The sequence below is a fragment of the Arthrobacter sp. UCD-GKA genome (assembly GCF_001863355.1).
Taxonomy (GTDB): Bacteria; Actinomycetota; Actinomycetes; order Actinomycetales; family Micrococcaceae; genus Paeniglutamicibacter.
The window spans coordinates 23,996-40,792 of record NZ_MOLR01000019.1 but is presented as its reverse complement, the minus strand read 5'-3'; the positions used below and the strand labels follow the sequence as shown (position 1 = coordinate 40,792).

Sequence of the window (16,797 nt, the reverse complement as noted above, 5' to 3'; positions counted from 1 at the left end):
TTCACGAGAGTGAGGGAGAACGGCTGCGAAAGCAACCGGGCTATGGCGCAGCTTGGTAGCGCGCCTGACTGGGGGTCAGGAGGCCGTGGGTTCGAATCCCGCTAGCCCGACCGAATCAGGCCCGGAAACATGCAGATGTTTCCGGGCCTGTTCCCATTCTCTGGCCTTGTGTTCCCAAGGTCGATTAAACTAGGGCACATGGCTAGGGTTCGAATCCCGCTAGCCCGACCGAATCAGGCCCGGAAACATGCAGATGTTTCCGGGCCTGTTCCCATTCTCTGGCCTTGTGTTCCCAAGGTCGATTAAACTAGGGCACATGGCTAGTCTCATACCCCGCAAAAACGCGAAGGGGATCATCACCTCCTATCAGGTGAAGTGGCGCGTGCATGGCAAGCAGGACAATGAATCTTTCGAAACACTGCCCGAGGCCGAGATGTTCAAAAAGGTGCTCGAAGCGTGCGACCATGACGCACTCAAGGCAGAGCGCCAGATTCTTGCCGCGTCCTCTGATAGCCCCAAAATTAGAGACGTTGCCGAGACTCACCTCAAGCGACTGAGCGACATCAGCGTGCATAGTCGGCATACCTATGAGCGCATGCTGGTGAACCACATCAACCCGACGCTGGGGGATATGCCAGTGAACCTGCTCACCGAAGAGGACGTAGCCGAGTGGGTGCAGTACATGCGAGGCAAGGGCCTCTCGCCAAAGACGATTGGCAACGTTCACGGGTTCCTGTACTCCATCGTCAAGACGGCCCAGTACAAGAAGTATCGAGCCGACAATCCATGCGAACACACGAGGCTTCCGAAGGCCGACCATACCGAGGATAAGGCCACGTTCCTCACGAAGTCGGAACTTGCTTTGGTCCTCAAGCATCTAGATAGGCATTTCCATCCTCTGATCCTGTTTCTGGTGGGGACGGGGCTCCGGTTCAGTGAGGCCACAGCCCTGATTCCGGGCGACTTTAGCGACGCGGGCGGGGAGTACACGGTGCGCGTCACAAAGGCGTGGAAGCGCGACGACAAGAACGGGCGCACCATTGGCCCACCAAAGACCGAGCAAGCACGCCGGACAGTCCCGATGGACTCTGCCCTAGCGCGGGCCGTTGCGCCCCAGGTGCAGGCGTGTGCGGCCGATAAGCAGGTGTTCCGGATGAAGGCCGGGGGAGAAGTCACCACGCAAGCACTCCACAACAAGGCATGGAAGCCGGCACTGAGGGCAGCCCAAGCGGACGGGCTCAAGAAGTCCCCGCGGATCCACGACCTGCGCCACACGTACGCGTCATGGATGTTGGCGGGCGATCCTCCCTCTACGATGTTCGACCTGTCCAGGCTTATGGGTCACCAGTCGATCAACACCACGTCAAAGATCTACTCGCACCTGATGCCCGAAGCACTCAAGCGTGGGGCCCTAACGATGGGCGCCGCAATGGGAGGGCTGTTCGACATCGAGCCAGTGAAGGCGATCCCCGAGAAGAAGCGCGGAGAACTCACCGCCTGATTCCGGGCACAAAAAAGAAGCCCCCGAACTGTCCGTTGCCGGATGGTTCGGGGGCTTCTTTGCGTGGTCACCGTGCCGGTCAGCTCGTTGGCAACGCATCCCGCATGTGTGCGCGGGTTTTGCGAGTGGTTGGGAACCGTGAATGAGTCGGGTTTGTGAAACTGCTACACCATGACCGGGGCTTGTTTCAATGGTGTAGCGTGGTCACGTTTCTGTAACGATTCACTTTTGACGCCGCTCTACTCGCCGCGGTATCGCTCCGGGTCCGCCTCGGTCGCGGGGTGCGGCTCGGCAACCGGGTAACCGTCCAAGTTGGCCGGGTCGCCGTCGCCACGGGCCGAGGCAGCCAGCCATGGCACGAAGCGCTGCAAGAACGTCTCAACGACCGGGAGGGCCAGCACGCGGGTAATGGCACCAGCGATGGCTAGCGCCCCCGCTGCGGCCCCGGTAGCGCCCTCGGGGTCGGCCTGCGTGATGGCCGAGTAGATCAGCGGCGCCATGGCGGCCAGCGCGATCACGGCAGCCAGTAGCGTGCGGATGACGGCCCGCCACGGGTGCGCGCTCTGTGTGGTGAGTGCGATGTGCTTGGACACGGTGTTGCTCCTTATGCTCGTCGGTTGACTTCGGCGCGGACCTTGGCGTAGGTCGCGTTGGTGACGCCGAGGGACTTCTGCCGGGCCGCGTGGCCGTTCCCGTGCTTGCCCTGGATGACTTCGGTGGCCATGTCCGCGATGCTCTTGCCCGCGGCTTTGCCGTTCACGGCGGCGCGCACCTGCGCATAGACCGCGGCGCTGATCCCGAGGGACTTGCGGCGCACGTCGTGGCCATTGCCGTGTTTGCCGGCGCGGACCTCCGCGGCCATCTGCGCCACGAACTTTGCCGCGGGCTTCGGCTTGACCGGCGCGGGCTTCTCCGCCGGTGCCCCGCCCTTGAGCTTGGCCAGCAACGCCGTGTTCTGCGCCGCGGTGCCCGAGTAGCCCTTGATGCCGTACTGGGCCGCCAGTCGGGCGCGTGCCGCGTAGGACGAATCGCGCTTGCGGGCGTTGAGCCAGTCCACAACCGACCCGCCGCCCGTGGACGGCGTGGCGGAGGTGCTCGGCTTGGTGCTGCCGACCGGCTTCACCTCGGTGTCGTCATCCACCAGATCGCCCAACACCTTCTCCCACAGCGCCACCGTGTCGGCGACACTGCGGTTCGCCGCAGCCCACGACAGCTCCACGTGCAGGTGGTCCACGTGCGGGTTCACTCCCGTGTACGTGCGCCATTCGTCGTAGTAGCCGGACCAGATCCGACGGTTCCAGATCACGCACTGGACGCCAAGCTCGGCCGAGTGCCGGCGGATCAGGTCGGCCAGCTTGGTCCCGTACGCCGCGGAGTACGGCCGGATGGCGGCATCGAAGGCCCGGCCTTCGCCGTGCAGGGACGTGGTGCGGGTGGAGCCGCGGATGGGCCGGCAGTTGTAGATGCCCGCGTTCAGGCCGCCGTCGTCCGCGTACTTGGCCAGGAACCAAGCAATGGCCCCGCGGGCACCAGTGGTCGGTCCCTGCGTGCAGGTCTTGGCGCCAACGTAGCCGCTGTAGATAGCCATGGATCAGCCTTCCTTCCGAGCGCGGGGCCGGATGCCGGCCGCGGGCTCGATGTAGTCGGGGTGTTCCGGATCGGTGACCGGCTCCGGGTTGGGGTCTTCCGCGTCGAAGTCCTCGATCGCATCCAACGGGTCTGGGATATCGCTCATGGCGAGGGCCTCCTGTTTTCGGGCATGAGAAAAGCCCGGACCAGGACGGTCACGGGCTTGGGGGTTCGGGGTGCTAGTTGCGTTTGTGTTGCTCACGGAAGATCGTCCAGCCGAGCCAACCAAGCACCACGATCAGGGACATGTACAGCCCGACGTAGATCCATGGGCGGCCCGGGAACCCGGGGAGCCAGCTAGATATGGTCGCGAGCGTGAGGATCGCCGCTAGCACCCCGAGTAGGCCCATGAGGACCCGGCCAGCAGGGAACCCGGTCCATGCACCATTGGTCATCCGGTGCCAGCCGATCATCACAACAACGGTTTCGGTGAGTGCTACGGCCATGAGGATGCCGGTAAGTGGTTGGATCGTCATACTGGCCTGCTCCTAAACGACCTGTGCAGGCCTTCACTGAAATGGTTTGCCGCGTTGATTTCGCGGATCCGTTCGGACTGTGCGCCGACCTCGCGACGGATTTCCTTCACCGCCGCAAGCTCAACACCTGCCTGGATCTTCGCGGCCAACGCTTCAAGGGCTTCACGGTCGGCTTGCTTCCTGCGCTTGCGGGGGAAGATCATGGCGCGTCACCTGCCCGCGTCGCATCCTGCACAGCCGTCATGACCTTCGCGACGGTTTCCGCGACCACAGACTGGTCCCGGATCGCTTCGGCCTGCGTCTGGATGATCTCCTGCTTTTTCTGTGCGGTGGCTTGCCAGTCGTCGCGGGCCTTCACCATCACGTCATAAGTTGATTTGGGGATGATGCGGCCGGTGAGGACCATCCAGACGACCAGTGTCACGATGCCGCCGGGAGTGAGCCCCCCAATCGCGGCCCACGGTATAGCGTCCATCACGGGGTTACCTCCGGGAGTGGGTCGGGTCAGGCATGGGCGGCACCTTCCGGCGCGAGGATGATGGGCATGGTTGCCTTTCGGGAGGGAGGGTTGCGCCCGCGGAGGGCATCAAAGATGCGCCCCCGCGGGCGCTTGGTTGGCTCTGGTTAGGTCTAGCTTGAGTACAGGTGGGACTCCGAGATGGTCAGCCCACCCGACACCACTGTCAGCTTCGTGCGGATTGGCTGGGACTGGTTTAGGGGAATCCCGAAGGGCAAGTGGATTTTCCGTTGCCCCGTGGCAAGCTGAACGGTGCGATCGGTAGTCCATGTCCCGTTCGCCGAGGCCGCCGAAACGGTTACCGTTGCAGTGCTACTGACATTGACCTTCCACTGCGCCTCACGCACGCCCCCGCGTGCCCACGTCTTACGCGTCATGGGAACGTCATGATAAACAGACGCGCCCGCCGAACTGGAGGTGAACGCTCCAGCCGTTAGCGTAAAGCCGGATCCCGTCCAAGACGCTGGAGTGGAGAGGAGGGGGTCGAGGTGAAGGTCATGCCGGAAGGAAGAGCCAGAGTCTGCGCAGGCCAAACCATCCAGGGTGAGAGGAATGAGTACGCCCTCATCCCGCTTCTGCGCCACGTAGGCAAGGCATTCTTCCACCTGCTCCCAGGTCATCTTGTTGGTCCTGCCGATGAACTCGGGATGGAACATGACCGCCAGGCCAACCTTTTCGGAGATGGCCTCATCGAGCATCGCCTTGAACTCGGCAGGGGTCGCTTCCTCCATGGTCCAGTGAGCCAAGCCTTGCATTGGGCGACCGTGCAATGGCCGAAACTGACCCCCTCTGTACCCGGAAACTAGTGCATGCGACGACAGTGCCATTCGCCCGGCCAAGGTGCCCACGATTGCGTCGTGCGAGTTTGCCGCGTTGAATCCGCCGTAGCGATCGAATCCTACCGACCCGTGAGGAATGTACTGCTCGACCGGGACGGTGGGCATCAGGCTCTTTAGGGCTGCCGCTGAACCGATGGTTCCACCTTCCCACCCGCCTGCGTCTGGCTTGTCCAAGTGGTCGTCTGAGTGGTTGCCGAAGCTCATGCCATGGGTGCGATGCCATTGCTCAACGATGCTCCACTCAACACCGTTGTTGTCCGGGTTGACCTCTCGCTGCTTGGAGTAGACCGCCATAGTCAATGGGATACCGTATTTTTTCACAAGTGGCCCAAGGTCGGACTGGAATGCGTCGGTCCCGTGGTCAACGCGGAGAGCAAATCCGGCACGTCCGCCCGTCCCGATTGGCCCGCCCTTGCGCTGTACGAGCATGTCCAGCAGGTCGGCATTCTTCATGCCAGCGGCTACGGGCTCATAAGGGTCACCGCCCCCGCCGCCGCTATTGGTGCCGAGCGCCTTCCACGACCACCATGCCCCCACGCCAGCGAGCGAGCGCCAGTACACGGCCTGCTCATCGATGTTCCCCGACGTGAGGTAGACCTGGGCGGTATAGCTGTACCCCGGGGGGCCTGAGAGCACCAGCAGGTTACCCGGGAGCCGGGAGGGCAGCCCGACAATTGTTGCCGCATGCGGGCCTGTGGGGACGTACCAAGACCCGGCGCGCTCATGCCCTGACCAGTCGTCCAGGCGGGTTCCCTCGGCAAGGATCCTGCCCGTGGTGAGCATCGTCTGCCATTCGGACCACAGTTCGGCGCTGAGCATCGTGCGGGTGTAAGTTACGGGGCGCGGCCCGGACTGCATCAGCACCTGCGTTACATACGAATACCCGGCGGGGCCAGCATGAATAGCCAAGTTGCCGCGGGTAAAGCCAGTCGGCAAGCCAGTAATCGTAGCGGCTGATTCGGGCGAGGCAATGAACCACCCGCCCACATATGCCGCGGTCTTCCAACTGTCGAGATTGGTTCCGTCTGGAACCAAGCCTCGGGACCAGCCCGGGCCGGCGGGGCCGATCGGTCCTTCGGGGCCTCGAAGTGATGCGACGTGGACGACTCGTTTTGCTAGTGCCATGGGTCATGCCCCCCTAAAGAGTTTGCCGGTGTTTAGTGCCGGGTTCGGGCTTGCGTAGGAATCGGGTGCCGCCTGAAGCCAGAGCTGGCCCGCTTGCAGGTTCTCCGGCTGGGTCAGGCTGACGAGCACCAGGGAAAGGTTGGCCAGCGGGCCGCCCCACCCGCCATGCGGGGGACCGAGCACGACCATATCCAGCAGGGTTCCGCCGCCGGTGACCCGGATCTGCCACTCGGGGAAGTCGGTGTTCGGCATGCTCGCGTCGTTCCACTCGATGCTCAGGACGTACCAGGCATCGGTGAGCAGTAGGTCGGTTTGGGTCAGTTCCACCGAGAACGATCCATCGGACGAGGGGGTGACCGGGTGCTCAGCGGTGGGCAGGACACGGGAGGCAATGGCGCCGGCCGTGCCGATGTTGGGGGTGTTGAGCCGGAAGACCAGCTTCCCGACCCGGGAGGTGAGCGTGGCGCCCACGATGTCTCGAAGTTCCCCAGTGATCGTTGGCAATGGGGCACCGCCTTTCGGGCAATAGGAAAGCCACCGTGCGATCGGTGGCTTGGGGTGGGTTGGGGTTAGCGGGAGGGAGGCGGGCCGGGTTTCGGGGAAGCGTCACCCGCTGGCCCGTGGGGCAAGGACGGACCCCGGGCCGCTACCAGCTGGCGCTCCAGCTCGGCATTGCGCTGGTCCTTCTGCGCGGACTGGGCGTTTGCCCGCGCCAGCTCGAACTTGAGCCGGTGCACTTCCTGCTGGTACTCGGCGAGGATGTGATTGTGGAGGAATAGTTCGTCGGGGTCCATGCGGTCATCCTTTGGCTTGTGGTGGGTGGGGTGCCATAGACTTCGGCACATGATGAAACATGGGGGAATGATTGTTGCCGTGGCCGCGCTTGTGGCCCTGACCGGGTGCTCGGCATCCCCGAGTGAACCGTTGACGGCCGAGACCAGTGCGCCTGCGTCGGCGAGCGCCAGCCCCAAGGCGGAGGTAGCGGCTGCGCCGTCGGAGAATCCGAATGCACAGATCGAAAAGCAGTTCGTTGAGTTCGCCGAGACCCGGGCCAACGCCCACGGCATCTCGGATGATCCCTCTGCGAAGAAGGTTGTCGCGGGGCTGCATGCGTTCTGCGATGAGGGGAAGCCGTTCAAGGTTTCCAAGTCCGCGGTGTTCAACAAGAACTTGTCGTACGCAGCCGACAAGGCTTACTGCGACTTCCTCGCGAAGTAGTCCGCCGGATCTACGGCACCCAGGTGGACTTGTAGATCCTGCCATTCGAGGCAATATGTAGGTTGGGGCGGTTGGCGGTCTCCGGCAAAAGACCCGTGAATCGAAGCGTCGCCGACTGGAGCGTGACCTCTCCAGTAACAACCATCTTTCCGTTGACGCTGATCTGGGGCGCGTTGAGGTTGATCAACCCCGCTTCAGCCCGAATCGTTGAAGAACCTAGATAGTTCAGTTCCGCGTACGAGCTGTTGAGATTGACGCTAGATGTTGACGATGACGATAGTCCCATCTGGTCTATGCCGTCGCTGAAGAGCCATCCGCCTGGTGCCTGGATCAGCTTGTTTGATGCCGGGTCGATGATGAAGGTCCCGAACGTTGCCTTGCCGGTCGGTTCGATCGATGTTTCGCCGGCCTTGAACAGGCCGCCTGCCAGCAGCTCCAAGTCGTTGCTGATCGTGGTCCTGCCGGTGATGTCCAACAGGCCGGTGATCGAGGTGTCCCCGGTGATGTCCAAGGTTCCTGCGAGGGTTGTTGGCCCGGTGACATCCATCGAACCTGCGATGGTCAGCGCTCCGGTGATGCCGGTTGGGCCCGCGATGGTCGTGGCACCGGACAGCGTTGTGGTCCCGGAAACGTTCAGGGCGCCACTGATGGTCGTCGTACCGGTGACGTCGAGCAGGCCCTCGATAACGACTGTGGACCCACTGAGCCACCGTGTAGACCCGCGCTCCACGGCCGTCGATGAGAGCGGGGTTTCGGTGCCATAGTCGGCAACCCGCCGCTTCTGCTCCTTCACCTTCGAGGAACGGAGATTGATCTTCTCAGCCATGGAACCTCCTACTGCAATTCAAGATGGATCCAGTTCGATGCCGTATCCCCGGAGTATTCGATGATCTTGTGCTGCTTCCAGCCATCCGCGATCACCGGGTTTCCGCTGGTGTACCAGCGCAGGTACGCGCCGGGCTTGAGCGTCCACAAGTTCCCGATGACCGGGGAGAGGATGTTCAAGTCCATCGAATACTGGGTGATATTCATGTTGCGGGTGTACTGCTTGCCGTCCGCGAAGTCCTGCAAGTCGGTCAGGTTCTTCACGTTCTTGGCCTGCTCGATACGTTCCAGCTCAAACGGCCCGGGGTCGGTGCTGGCGCGGACCTTGATGTCCTTGCCCGACCCTTCGCCCACACCCATGATGCGGGTGGAACGTTCCCGGGCGGACCGCTTGCGCTTGATACCCTTCACCGCCGCATGGTCCGCGGACACCACAACCTCGATGGTCTTGGAATCCGGGTTCATGTTGCCGGTCCGCAGCGTCCACTGGAGCGTGGAACTGGCGGTTGCCCACTCGGGGCGCAGATCCACGTCCGGACCACCGGGCAGGTTCGCGATCTCCGTGATCGCGTCGATGGCGGTGTCCAGGTTGTACCCGTAGTAGGTGCGAGACCGACCACCGGAGTAGTCGGCTTCGTACTGGATCGGGAGGGTTCGCCCGGCCCCGGTCGTGGCAAGCTGCATCAGCCGCTTCACGATGGTGTCGTATTCCAGACCGGAGTACGTTTGCTTCCACGCGGGAATGGCCCCGGTACGGTCCGCCGCGACCAGCCGCAGGGCAAGCAGCGACCAGATATCCTCGTGGGATACGGTGAGCGTGCGCGCATCGTCGTCGTAGTCGTCCTCCCAGATGATCCCCGCATAGAGGACCACGCCGTCGTGCTCCACGACCAGGCACCGCTCCACCGGAGTCAGCGCACCAGCCCGGGCCACCGCGGCGACCTTTGGATCCGACAGCTTGAAGGTGGCCTGCAATCCGCCGGCGGACTCGTTGAACGTCCGCTTCCACGGTGCCGCCTTCGCATCCACCAGCTGCCGGTCGCCCCACGTACTCGTGGAGACCGTATAGACCTTGTACCCGGCCATGGGGCCTCCTTCTAGATATAAGTGTCAGTCACGTCGAGCTTGACCGTGCCCGTGCCAGTGCTCTTGGCCACCGCGTAGACCGACTGCGGCATGCCAGGGTTCACCCGGAACAACTCGGCAATGCCCAGCCCGTTGATCGCCACTGCACCGTTCACCCGAAGGATCCCCGTGCGCGTATCAATGGTGTGCGGGTTGCCCGTCGTGAGCGCCCGGGTGACCTCGATAAGCTTCCCGCCGATCATCACCTCATACCCGCCCGGCATGGACCCCGTCACCGTGATGAACGGCCATGCCGGAACCGTGCCACGCTGGAACACATCGAACGCCGTGCCGGCCGCACCCGAGAATGAGGTCTTCTCGCCGTACTTATACGGGTCGGTGGCCTTCAAGCGGACTTGCCATCGGATCGCACTCGTCGTAGTTGGAGTGAAATCCACTCCCTGCAATTTCACGTTCGCGAAACGGCTCAAGCCAAAGTCGGTCACAACCAGCTTGCGGGAGTTCAGCGAGGCAGCAACAGCCAGCCGCTCCAGCGCCTGCACCGCTCGCCCCCGCCCTTTGTGGAATAGAATCCCGTCAAGGGTGACCATGCGGGCTGCGTAGTAGAGCTGCGCGTCATAGTCGCCATCAGCCAGCGCCCGCTCCTCCTCGCCACCCTTTGAGTTCGGCGGCTCGTACCAGCCGGAAATCTTTTCCGTGATCCATTCACCCTCACGGGTTGAGCCGTGAAGAACCTGATCCGCGAGCATGATCTGTTTGGTTGGCACGAGCCACCGCCTCTCTACATCTGTCCGGTTTCACGTAGCCAAATCTCGAACTTGCCCCACAGCTCCTGAATGACTTCATCCGGGTCTGTGGTGTTGGCCGTGGGCGCGAACGTCACGCCACCAGCAGCAGCCTGCGCGGCAGGCGCAACACTGTCGGGCGCAACCGAACTAACTGCGCCCGCCATTGCCGGCACAGCGGCCGACACGCGAGCACTCACGCCCGCTTCAAGCTCCGGGTCGATCCCGTTCTGGATCATCCACGAAACATCGGAGAGGGTGGACCCAAGCGCGGGCATCGAATCCTCGATGCCCGACCCAAGGCCATCCATGATCCAACCGCCGGCAGGAACCAGCAGCGCCAGGTCGTAGGCCTTCGGCCCCTTGTTGTCAGCGATCCATGAACCGATGCCACCAACAAAGTCCTTGACCTTACCGAAGCCGGCCAGAAGGCCGTCAAGCAGGCCCTTCATGATCTGCCCGCCTGCGCCCAGAAGCAGCCCGCCAAGATCACCGAGGGCGCCGAGGATCTTCCCGGGCAGCTCACCAAAGAACTGCGCCGCGAAAGTAGCAATGCCGCCCAGGATCGTAGAGAAGATAGAGCCGATGGAATCCCAGAATGTGGACCAGTCACCCGAGAGTGCCGCGGTGAATGCCCCGATGATTCCTTGCACCACGCCGAGCACGGTGGTTATCACGGTTTGGATCAGACCAAACACGGTGATCACTACGGGCATTAGCGCGTTAATGACACCGGTAAGGATCGGGCCAAGGATTGAAACCAGTGGACCAATCGCCGCGACCAGCAGGCCAACGATGGCGATCACCGGAGGCAGGACAGCGCCCACCAGCTGCATGAACACGGGCATCAGTTGCGAAAGGATGCTCTGCACCAGCGGGATAATGACGCCAAGCACCTGCACGACAGCCGCCGCGATACCCATAAGCATCTCGGCAATCTGCGGAAGGAACGGGGCGATCATCTGGAAGATGAGCCCCAGCGGCGAGATCGAAGAAACTAGTTGAAGAATCTGCGGGATTAGCGCCATGACCGACGGGCCGAGGGCTTCCCACCCGGCAGCGAACACGTCAACCGCGTTGCGCGCCGAAACCCCGATGCCCTCGAAGATCCCAGCGAGACCCGAGGACGTGATGTGGTCCTCGCCGTCCATGAACGCGGCAGCCATCGCCTGCACTCCACCGCTAATCTCGGAGAATGTGGGGCCGACAGCGTCAACCACGTTGCGGGCAGCTACCCCGATGCCCTCAAGGAATCCGGCGAGGCCAGACGAAGTTATCTCGTCTTCGCCATCAGAGAATGCAGCGCCCATGGCCTTAAAGCCACCGGATATTTCCGTGATGAGGATGGGCAGGTTAGAGCTTGCCCACTCGCCGAAGGCTGCCATGACAGGCTTGAGCGCCCCGTTAATTCCGTCGAGCACTGGAATAAGGACGCCCATGCCCTGCTGCATCATCGTCAAGAATGGGACGACAATGGTTTCACCGATACGGGAAAGTGCCGCTTTGGTGTTAGCCAGGGAACCCTTGAATGTGTCGCCAGACTTGAGCGCGGCGCCGCCCATTCCCTTTTCCATGGCGTTCTGGAATGTTGCAAAATCGATCTTGCCAGCGGATGCCAGCTTCTTGACCTCCGCTGACGACTTGCCCATCTCGTCGCCAAGCAACTGCAAGATCGGGATTCCGCGGTCACCGAGTTGCGCGAGGACATCGCCCTGCACCATGTCGGATGAAGCGACCTTGTTGAAGATCGCGCCCATCTCGCCCATGGTCGATCCGGCGATTGTTGCACCGTCGCCCATAAGCTTTAGGGTGCGCTCAAGATCCTGGCCCGGCTTCACTCCGGCAGCAACAGCTCCGGCGGCGACAGCCGCGGCATCGCCGAGACCGAACGCGGTACCCTTCACCGAGGCCGAGGCGTTGTTCATGATGCCCTCGACGGCCTTAGCCGAGTGACCGAGACCGGAGAGCTTGGCCTGCGCGTCCTCGATGTTCAGCGCACGGGATACACCACCAGCAATGGCCATTCCAGCGATGGCGCCACCGACGATGCCGACCGCGCCAAGAGCAACCTTGCCCACGCCGCCAATGACGCCGCCCATGCCGCCAAGGAACCCTTTGGAGGCTTTCTTGCCGCCAGTCTCACCAATGCCGCCGAGCTCGGACTCAATGCCCTTGCCCATGCCTTTGGCTGAGGGGATGATCGTCACCCAGGCTTTTGCGATTTCAGCACCATCGGCCACGCGGTCACCACCTACTCTTAGGAGCCATCGCCCCAGAAATCAGCCCACTCGGAAGCAGGGATTGGCCCGCTGCCGACTTGCTTGGAATTGGATTTGGACCATGGCCGTTTGATTGGCTTGGGCCTGTTGCGGTTCTTGCTGCCGTCCTTGGACTGCTGCCACACCTGCGTGTTCCCGACATCGACCAGAGCGGCCAAGAGGTTCGGGACACCCTCGGATCCGAGCCAGAATGCGTACTCGGGGTTTGTGACCCGCATGTAAGCCGACTCGGGACCGAGGAACTGGATGAACGAAAAAAGCGCCCGCCACGATAAGTGGTGAGGCGCGTCGGCGAGGGTCCAGCCTGCTCGCACGAGGTCCGCTTCGATGGCGTCCCGCTCTCGTTCCGGCAGGGTGAGCAGCCAGATTATTTTGGGATCGAAGTACCCGTGAACCGCTGGTAAGCCGTGGTGAACGCCTGGAGCTCATCGAGAGCGAGGTCGATCTTGTCGGCGACCTCACTCGGGAATCCCGAGGTGATCAGGTTGAACGTTGCTGCCAGTGCGGCAATCTCACTCCCTTCCCCTTCTGATTCCATCGCCGCGGCAAGCTTGGACACTGCGCGAGCGGACGGAACGTACGGGGTGCCGGCGGGGATCCGGATGGTCGTGCCGGTCTTGGACTTGAAGATGAATGGCTTGTCCTCGGGACCCTGCGCGTCCTGCTGGTTTGCCTGCTGCGGGCGTCGGTTGCGGTTGCGGTTATTCGACATGAGTGGGTGCTCCTAAAAGCTTGTGATGGGTGCTAGAAAAGAACGTGCGGGCAGCGCACCCACTGAACTGCCCGCACGAGTTTGTTGCTACGCGGCAGTCGCCGTGTAGATGTAGATCTTTTCGCCAGCGTCATCAACGAGGGCAGTAAGCTCGATCTCCAGCGGAGTCGATTCGCCCTTCACAAAGGTGATCTCGCCCTGCGAAGAGAGAGCCCCATTCGGCACCACGACGCGGCGCTTGCGGTTCATGTCCTTGAGGTTGAACACCCACGCCCGGTTGCCGATGTCGCGGCCGTTGATCTTGACCACGATCTCGCTTGCCGACTCGGTGACGTTCTCATCGCCGAAGTACGCCTTGAGCCCCGCCACGGTCCACGAGATGATCGTGAACGTGAGCGTTGCCGAGTGTTCGGTCAGCAGCAGGCGAACGTCGTCCAGGTTCCAGTCCCGGATCGGTTCGGTGCTTCGGTCGGTGGAGATCGCCAGCCCATCCTCGGACACGTAGCCGAGGTCTTCGGCGCCTGCCTCAAGGGCGGTGGTCGTATCAGTCGGAAGCGTCGCGTCGGTCGGCAGGGTGTATGCATACCCGACCACGCCCGCAACGGTAGATCGGTCAGGTGCGCCAATCAGAACATCATCAGTAGTCGTCATCGAGACGGCCCCCTTAAGCTAAGAAGCCCGCACATGGCGGGCGTGAATGATTGCGTTGAATTGATACCGGAACAGGGTCGGCTTATCCGGGTGGGGAAGGTTCGCCGGTAGGGTCGCGGTCACGTCGTAGAGCTGGACCCCGCCGATCATTCGGCAGTCCAGATCCTTGACCAGCCCGAAGGCCTTCTGCGCCAGCGTCCAAGCCTGGGCCTCACGTTCGCCGTAGCAGTCGAAGACCAACCGCGGACGACCGGACACCAACGTGGCCTCCGAACCGCCCACAGAAAAGGCGACCACCTGACTGGCAGTCGCCCCGAGACTCGATGACACCGGAACCGTGAGCAGTGGCTTCAGGTACTCCCTGACCGCGTACTCGACATCAGCGGGAACAAGCATCAGCCACCGCCCAAGGACCGCAGCAGGGTCGCGTTGCGGGCATTGTCGTTGTACGAAGACCAGTCAGTCGCCGCGATAAATGCACGCGTGCGGTTGCCGCCAGTCTCGCCAGCACGAGCCTCGTACCCCTTGCCATCAGGAACCCGCTTGGAGGCTTCGCTGAGCATCGCGGCCTGCATCTCCGGTCCGGACAGCAGGGCCCTCATGCCGGCCCGATTCATCTGCACCTTGACCTTCTTTGCCATCAGAGCCCATCCCTTCGCCGTTCAAGCTCGACCGCGAAGCAGTCGATGCGCAGGCCGTAGATCCACCGCTTCACTTCGCCCTTGAGACTGAATGTCTCGGGGCTGTCGGGAAACCGGATCCGGAACAGTGCCGGCGGCTCCTGATCGGGCGGGAAGTAGACCGTGCGGTCCACCTTCAATGCCGCGGCGTGCTGCCAGTCGGATGAGATGCCGCCGTCGTGGGCGATGCACCCCGGAGCCGGGGTTTCGAGCGGGGCGGACCAGTCAGCGACCAGTTCGCCCCGCTCATCAACCATGGCCGGGGTCAGCACCACGACATCGGTGCGCGCATGGTTCGGAAGGAAATCACCAGGGAAAGGCACGAGGTGCCTCCTGGTGTCCGGCGATGAGGTCCACCACAAAGGCTTCACCGGGCCGGAACCCAGAGAGTAGGTCCGTTTCCTCACTCGTCATGACCAGTCCGCCCGGAGTGTCACCACCAAAGGTGGTTGACTCCGAGAGGGGTCCAGACGCGCTCTGGATCGAACGCTTGCCCTCCGGGTTTCGGAACACCCGCGTGACCATGCCAATGACAACGTCACGGGTGAGCTCCAGAAGGTCGGTCGATGACGGGATGAGTTCCGCTTCGGCATCCATCCGCTCTTGCAAGTCGGGGACGCTTCGGCGAACCATGCGCTCAGAGCGACCAATCCACGTATCAACAAGCGCAGTGTCGTTCGGCGCTCCCGGGCCAATCCATGAATCGATCACGTCCGCAGCAACAACCCAAGCCATGGTGCCCCCTATCTGGTTGTGCGGCGAGTGCTCCGGCGAGTTACCGGCTTACTCTCAACTTCTGCCTCTGGCTCTTCCGGGGCCGCCAGTGGCGCCTCAGCCTGAGCGTCAAGCTCTGGCCAACCGCGGGCGCGGTAGCGCTCTTCGAGGTCGCCCTCGACGCTAACTACCGTGCCCGTGACCGGGTTCTGCAAACGAGCCAAACTTAGACAGCGCCCTCGGTGAGCTTCACGAAGGAAGCGGGGTCGTTGACGAGCCAGCCATATTCGGCCTCGGCGCGGATCGCAACAAGGTTGTGCTCCCATAGCGAGGTCAGTTCACCGTTGATGGTGACGGTCGCCTCGGTGGACACGTCGTAGGAGATGCCGCCAACGGCACCCCAGACAGCCTGGGACCAGTCGCCCGCGAAGCCGATGGTAGTGGCATTTGCAACACCCTCGCTGTAGAAGGCGGGGCGGCGCAGCAGTCGCCCACCCGAAAGTGCCGACTCTTCGTAGACGGCATCCACGAAGAGCGGGCGGCCATTGAGGTCCACTGCGGCGTTCAGCAGCGGCTCGGCCGTATCATCGAACGCCCAGCCGGTCAGCTTCTTCTTGTCATCGACAAGCAGCTTGAGCGCGCCGTTCAGGTCGGCGTAAGTGCCGCCGTTCGCGGCGGTTGCGGTGCCCAGCTCAACAGCCTTGGTGGTTGCGCCGACGAAGTTGCCGGCCCCGAACGGAGTGGACGTGCCATGCAGGGTTGCAGCATCGAATGCGATAGCGAACGCTTCGGCGATCTGGTCGCGGAACATGGAAACGTAGTTCCCTGGATTGGCGCGAACAACTTCCGCGGAGACGACGGTGATAGCCGCAATCTTCTTCGGAGAGATGGACTTGAGGCCAAGCGCGCCGCTCGTGGTCGGCTTCTGGCCGGCCTCGGCAACCCACGAAGCAGTCGGCTTCGAAGTGACAACCGGGATGTCCTGACCGTTGATGCCCAGCGGCACGCGGCGGACGAGGGACTGCACGACAGACTGGCGTGCAGCCTGGGTGAAGTATGCCTCAGCCTCGGCGGGCTTGAGGAATCCTGCAAATTCGGACGTGTTTGTTGCGGCGGTCTGCGCCATGGTCACTCCTTGGAGCGGTAAAGGGATTACTTGATCCCGAGCTTGGATTTGAGTGCTTCTTCGATGCCGCTGCCGTTCAAGGCGAGGGTTTCGGACCCGTCGCCATCGAGGTTCACGCGGTAGCTAACGCCCGGCTTGCCGTCACCCGAGGACTTGGCCAGGATGGCCTTGACCTTCTGGGCAGAGGCCGAAAGGGCCTCCGCGGTTTCGCCATGCACAAGGTCGTGATACTCCGCGGGGATACCCTCGGTAGCGATCACTTCCAAACGCTGGGCCTTGCGGGCCGTCGCGTCGCGCTCCGTGGTCAGCGATGCAAGCTGATCCTGGAGGCGCTGGGTGTCGGTCTTTTGCGACTGCTCCCACTCCGCGAACTTGTCAGCCTTCGCCTTGAGTTCGTCGTAGTCGGCAGGCTTCGCACGCCGGATCCGTTCGCCGATGACCTTGTTTAGGTCTTCCTGCGAAGTGATCGGCGTGAACTCCGTTGCACCGGATTCGGTTGCACCAGATTCTGCACTCATGATTTATTCCTTCCGTAAGCCCGTCGGCATTTGATCCAGACCGTTGACCGCCGTCTGTGACGCGTAAAATTAGGGAGCCCGAAGGCAGTGTTTACCAACGTAGTGATATGCTAGGT

General features: G+C 62.5%; 24 protein-coding genes and 1 tRNA gene. 3 read left to right on the top strand and 22 right to left on the bottom strand.

What is annotated here, in order from left to right; genetic code table 11:
- Nucleotides 1–36 precede the first annotated feature (36 nt).
- Nucleotides 37–110 (top strand) — tRNA-Pro (locus tag BLJ79_RS21685).
- 206 nt (nt 111–316) lie between these two features.
- Nucleotides 317–1,501 carry a tyrosine-type recombinase/integrase gene (locus BLJ79_RS21680; protein ID WP_175475571.1) on the top strand — a complete coding sequence of 395 codons (1,185 nt, stop codon included), beginning with the start codon at nt 317–319 and terminating at the stop codon, nt 1,499–1,501.
- Nucleotides 1,502–1,740: 239 nt separating this feature from the next.
- Here the strand turns inward: BLJ79_RS21680 and BLJ79_RS21675 are convergent, their stop codons facing one another.
- The 9 genes from BLJ79_RS21675 to BLJ79_RS21640 form a co-directional block, all read right to left on the bottom strand.
- Nucleotides 1,741–2,094: a hypothetical protein gene (locus BLJ79_RS21675; RefSeq protein ID WP_071216894.1), complete on the bottom strand. Its 354-nt coding sequence runs from the start codon at nt 2,092–2,094 to the stop codon at nt 1,741–1,743.
- Nucleotides 2,095–2,105: 11 nt separating this feature from the next.
- Nucleotides 2,106–3,089, bottom strand: coding sequence for a VldE C-terminal domain-containing protein (locus tag BLJ79_RS21670; RefSeq protein ID WP_071216893.1), 984 nt, complete (start codon nt 3,087–3,089; stop codon nt 2,106–2,108).
- A gap of 3 nt (nt 3,090–3,092) precedes the next feature.
- A complete protein-coding gene (locus tag BLJ79_RS23505; RefSeq protein WP_175475570.1) occupies nt 3,093–3,236 on the bottom strand; it encodes a hypothetical protein in 144 nt (47 codons plus the stop codon).
- Between the two features lie 73 nt (nt 3,237–3,309).
- A complete protein-coding gene (locus BLJ79_RS21665) occupies nt 3,310–3,606 on the bottom strand; it encodes a putative phage holin (RefSeq protein WP_071216892.1) in 297 nt (98 codons plus the stop codon).
- Complete coding sequence (locus BLJ79_RS21660) at nt 3,603–3,809, bottom strand: DUF7620 family protein (RefSeq protein WP_071216891.1); 207 nt, start codon at nt 3,807–3,809, stop codon at nt 3,603–3,605. Before BLJ79_RS21660 ends, BLJ79_RS21665 begins: the two co-directional genes overlap by 4 nt.
- On the bottom strand, nt 3,806–4,081 hold the full coding sequence (locus BLJ79_RS21655; protein ID WP_071216890.1) for a hypothetical protein: 276 nt from the start codon (nt 4,079–4,081) through the stop codon (nt 3,806–3,808). The genes BLJ79_RS21660 and BLJ79_RS21655 overlap by 4 nt, the downstream gene beginning before the upstream one ends.
- A gap of 155 nt (nt 4,082–4,236) precedes the next feature.
- The gene (locus BLJ79_RS21650; RefSeq protein WP_139195015.1) at nt 4,237–6,087 is read right to left on the bottom strand and encodes a pyocin knob domain-containing protein; all 1,851 of its coding nucleotides are present in this window, start codon (nt 6,085–6,087) and stop codon (nt 4,237–4,239) included.
- Nucleotides 6,088–6,090: 3 nt separating this feature from the next.
- A complete protein-coding gene (locus BLJ79_RS21645; RefSeq protein WP_139195014.1) occupies nt 6,091–6,591 on the bottom strand; it encodes a hypothetical protein in 501 nt (166 codons plus the stop codon).
- Between the two features lie 65 nt (nt 6,592–6,656).
- Complete coding sequence (locus BLJ79_RS21640) at nt 6,657–6,881, bottom strand: hypothetical protein (protein WP_071216887.1); 225 nt, start codon at nt 6,879–6,881, stop codon at nt 6,657–6,659.
- Nucleotides 6,882–6,948: 67 nt separating this feature from the next.
- Between BLJ79_RS21640 and BLJ79_RS21635 the strand changes: the two genes are divergently transcribed.
- Complete coding sequence (locus tag BLJ79_RS21635) at nt 6,949–7,305, top strand: hypothetical protein (protein ID WP_071216886.1); 357 nt, start codon at nt 6,949–6,951, stop codon at nt 7,303–7,305.
- Nucleotides 7,306–7,315: 10 nt separating this feature from the next.
- Here BLJ79_RS21635 and BLJ79_RS21630 read toward each other — a convergent pair whose 3' ends face one another.
- The 13 genes from BLJ79_RS21630 to BLJ79_RS21570 all read right to left on the bottom strand — a co-directional run bounded on the left by BLJ79_RS21630 (nt 7,316) and on the right by BLJ79_RS21570 (nt 16,681).
- Nucleotides 7,316–8,131 (bottom strand): hypothetical protein, encoded by an 816-nt coding sequence (locus BLJ79_RS21630; RefSeq protein ID WP_071216885.1) that lies wholly within the window; start codon nt 8,129–8,131, stop codon nt 7,316–7,318.
- An 8-nt stretch (nt 8,132–8,139) separates the two neighbouring features.
- Nucleotides 8,140–9,216: a hypothetical protein gene (locus BLJ79_RS21625; RefSeq protein WP_071216884.1), complete on the bottom strand. Its 1,077-nt coding sequence runs from the start codon at nt 9,214–9,216 to the stop codon at nt 8,140–8,142.
- A gap of 11 nt (nt 9,217–9,227) precedes the next feature.
- A complete protein-coding gene (locus BLJ79_RS21620) occupies nt 9,228–9,983 on the bottom strand; it encodes a phage tail family protein (protein ID WP_071216883.1) in 756 nt (251 codons plus the stop codon).
- A 14-nt stretch (nt 9,984–9,997) separates the two neighbouring features.
- Nucleotides 9,998–12,241 (bottom strand): phage tail protein, encoded by a 2,244-nt coding sequence (locus BLJ79_RS21615; RefSeq protein ID WP_071216882.1) that lies wholly within the window; start codon nt 12,239–12,241, stop codon nt 9,998–10,000.
- A 17-nt stretch (nt 12,242–12,258) separates the two neighbouring features.
- Nucleotides 12,259–12,498: a DUF5361 domain-containing protein gene (locus tag BLJ79_RS23990; RefSeq protein WP_353615496.1), complete on the bottom strand. Its 240-nt coding sequence runs from the start codon at nt 12,496–12,498 to the stop codon at nt 12,259–12,261.
- Between the two features lie 149 nt (nt 12,499–12,647).
- Nucleotides 12,648–12,992, bottom strand: coding sequence for a hypothetical protein (locus BLJ79_RS21605; RefSeq protein ID WP_071216880.1), 345 nt, complete (start codon nt 12,990–12,992; stop codon nt 12,648–12,650).
- An 87-nt stretch (nt 12,993–13,079) separates the two neighbouring features.
- Nucleotides 13,080–13,643 (bottom strand): phage tail tube protein, encoded by a 564-nt coding sequence (locus tag BLJ79_RS21600; RefSeq protein WP_139195012.1) that lies wholly within the window; start codon nt 13,641–13,643, stop codon nt 13,080–13,082.
- A gap of 18 nt (nt 13,644–13,661) precedes the next feature.
- Nucleotides 13,662–14,039: a hypothetical protein gene (locus BLJ79_RS21595; protein WP_071216878.1), complete on the bottom strand. Its 378-nt coding sequence runs from the start codon at nt 14,037–14,039 to the stop codon at nt 13,662–13,664.
- Nucleotides 14,039–14,284, bottom strand: a complete 246-nt coding sequence (locus BLJ79_RS21590) for a hypothetical protein (RefSeq protein WP_071216877.1) — start codon at nt 14,282–14,284, stop codon at nt 14,039–14,041. The genes BLJ79_RS21595 and BLJ79_RS21590 overlap by 1 nt, the downstream gene beginning before the upstream one ends.
- Nucleotides 14,284–14,646, bottom strand: coding sequence for a hypothetical protein (locus BLJ79_RS21585; protein ID WP_071216876.1), 363 nt, complete (start codon nt 14,644–14,646; stop codon nt 14,284–14,286). The genes BLJ79_RS21590 and BLJ79_RS21585 overlap by 1 nt, the downstream gene beginning before the upstream one ends.
- Complete coding sequence (locus tag BLJ79_RS21580; protein ID WP_071216875.1) at nt 14,630–15,058, bottom strand: Gp19/Gp15/Gp42 family protein; 429 nt, start codon at nt 15,056–15,058, stop codon at nt 14,630–14,632. The genes BLJ79_RS21585 and BLJ79_RS21580 overlap by 17 nt, the downstream gene beginning before the upstream one ends.
- 205 nt (nt 15,059–15,263) lie before the next feature.
- Complete coding sequence (locus BLJ79_RS21575) at nt 15,264–16,169, bottom strand: phage major capsid protein (protein WP_286135880.1); 906 nt, start codon at nt 16,167–16,169, stop codon at nt 15,264–15,266.
- Between the two features lie 20 nt (nt 16,170–16,189).
- Nucleotides 16,190–16,681, bottom strand: a complete 492-nt coding sequence (locus BLJ79_RS21570) for a capsid assembly scaffolding protein Gp46 family protein (RefSeq protein WP_071216873.1) — start codon at nt 16,679–16,681, stop codon at nt 16,190–16,192.
- Nucleotides 16,682–16,797: the final 116 nt, after the last annotated feature.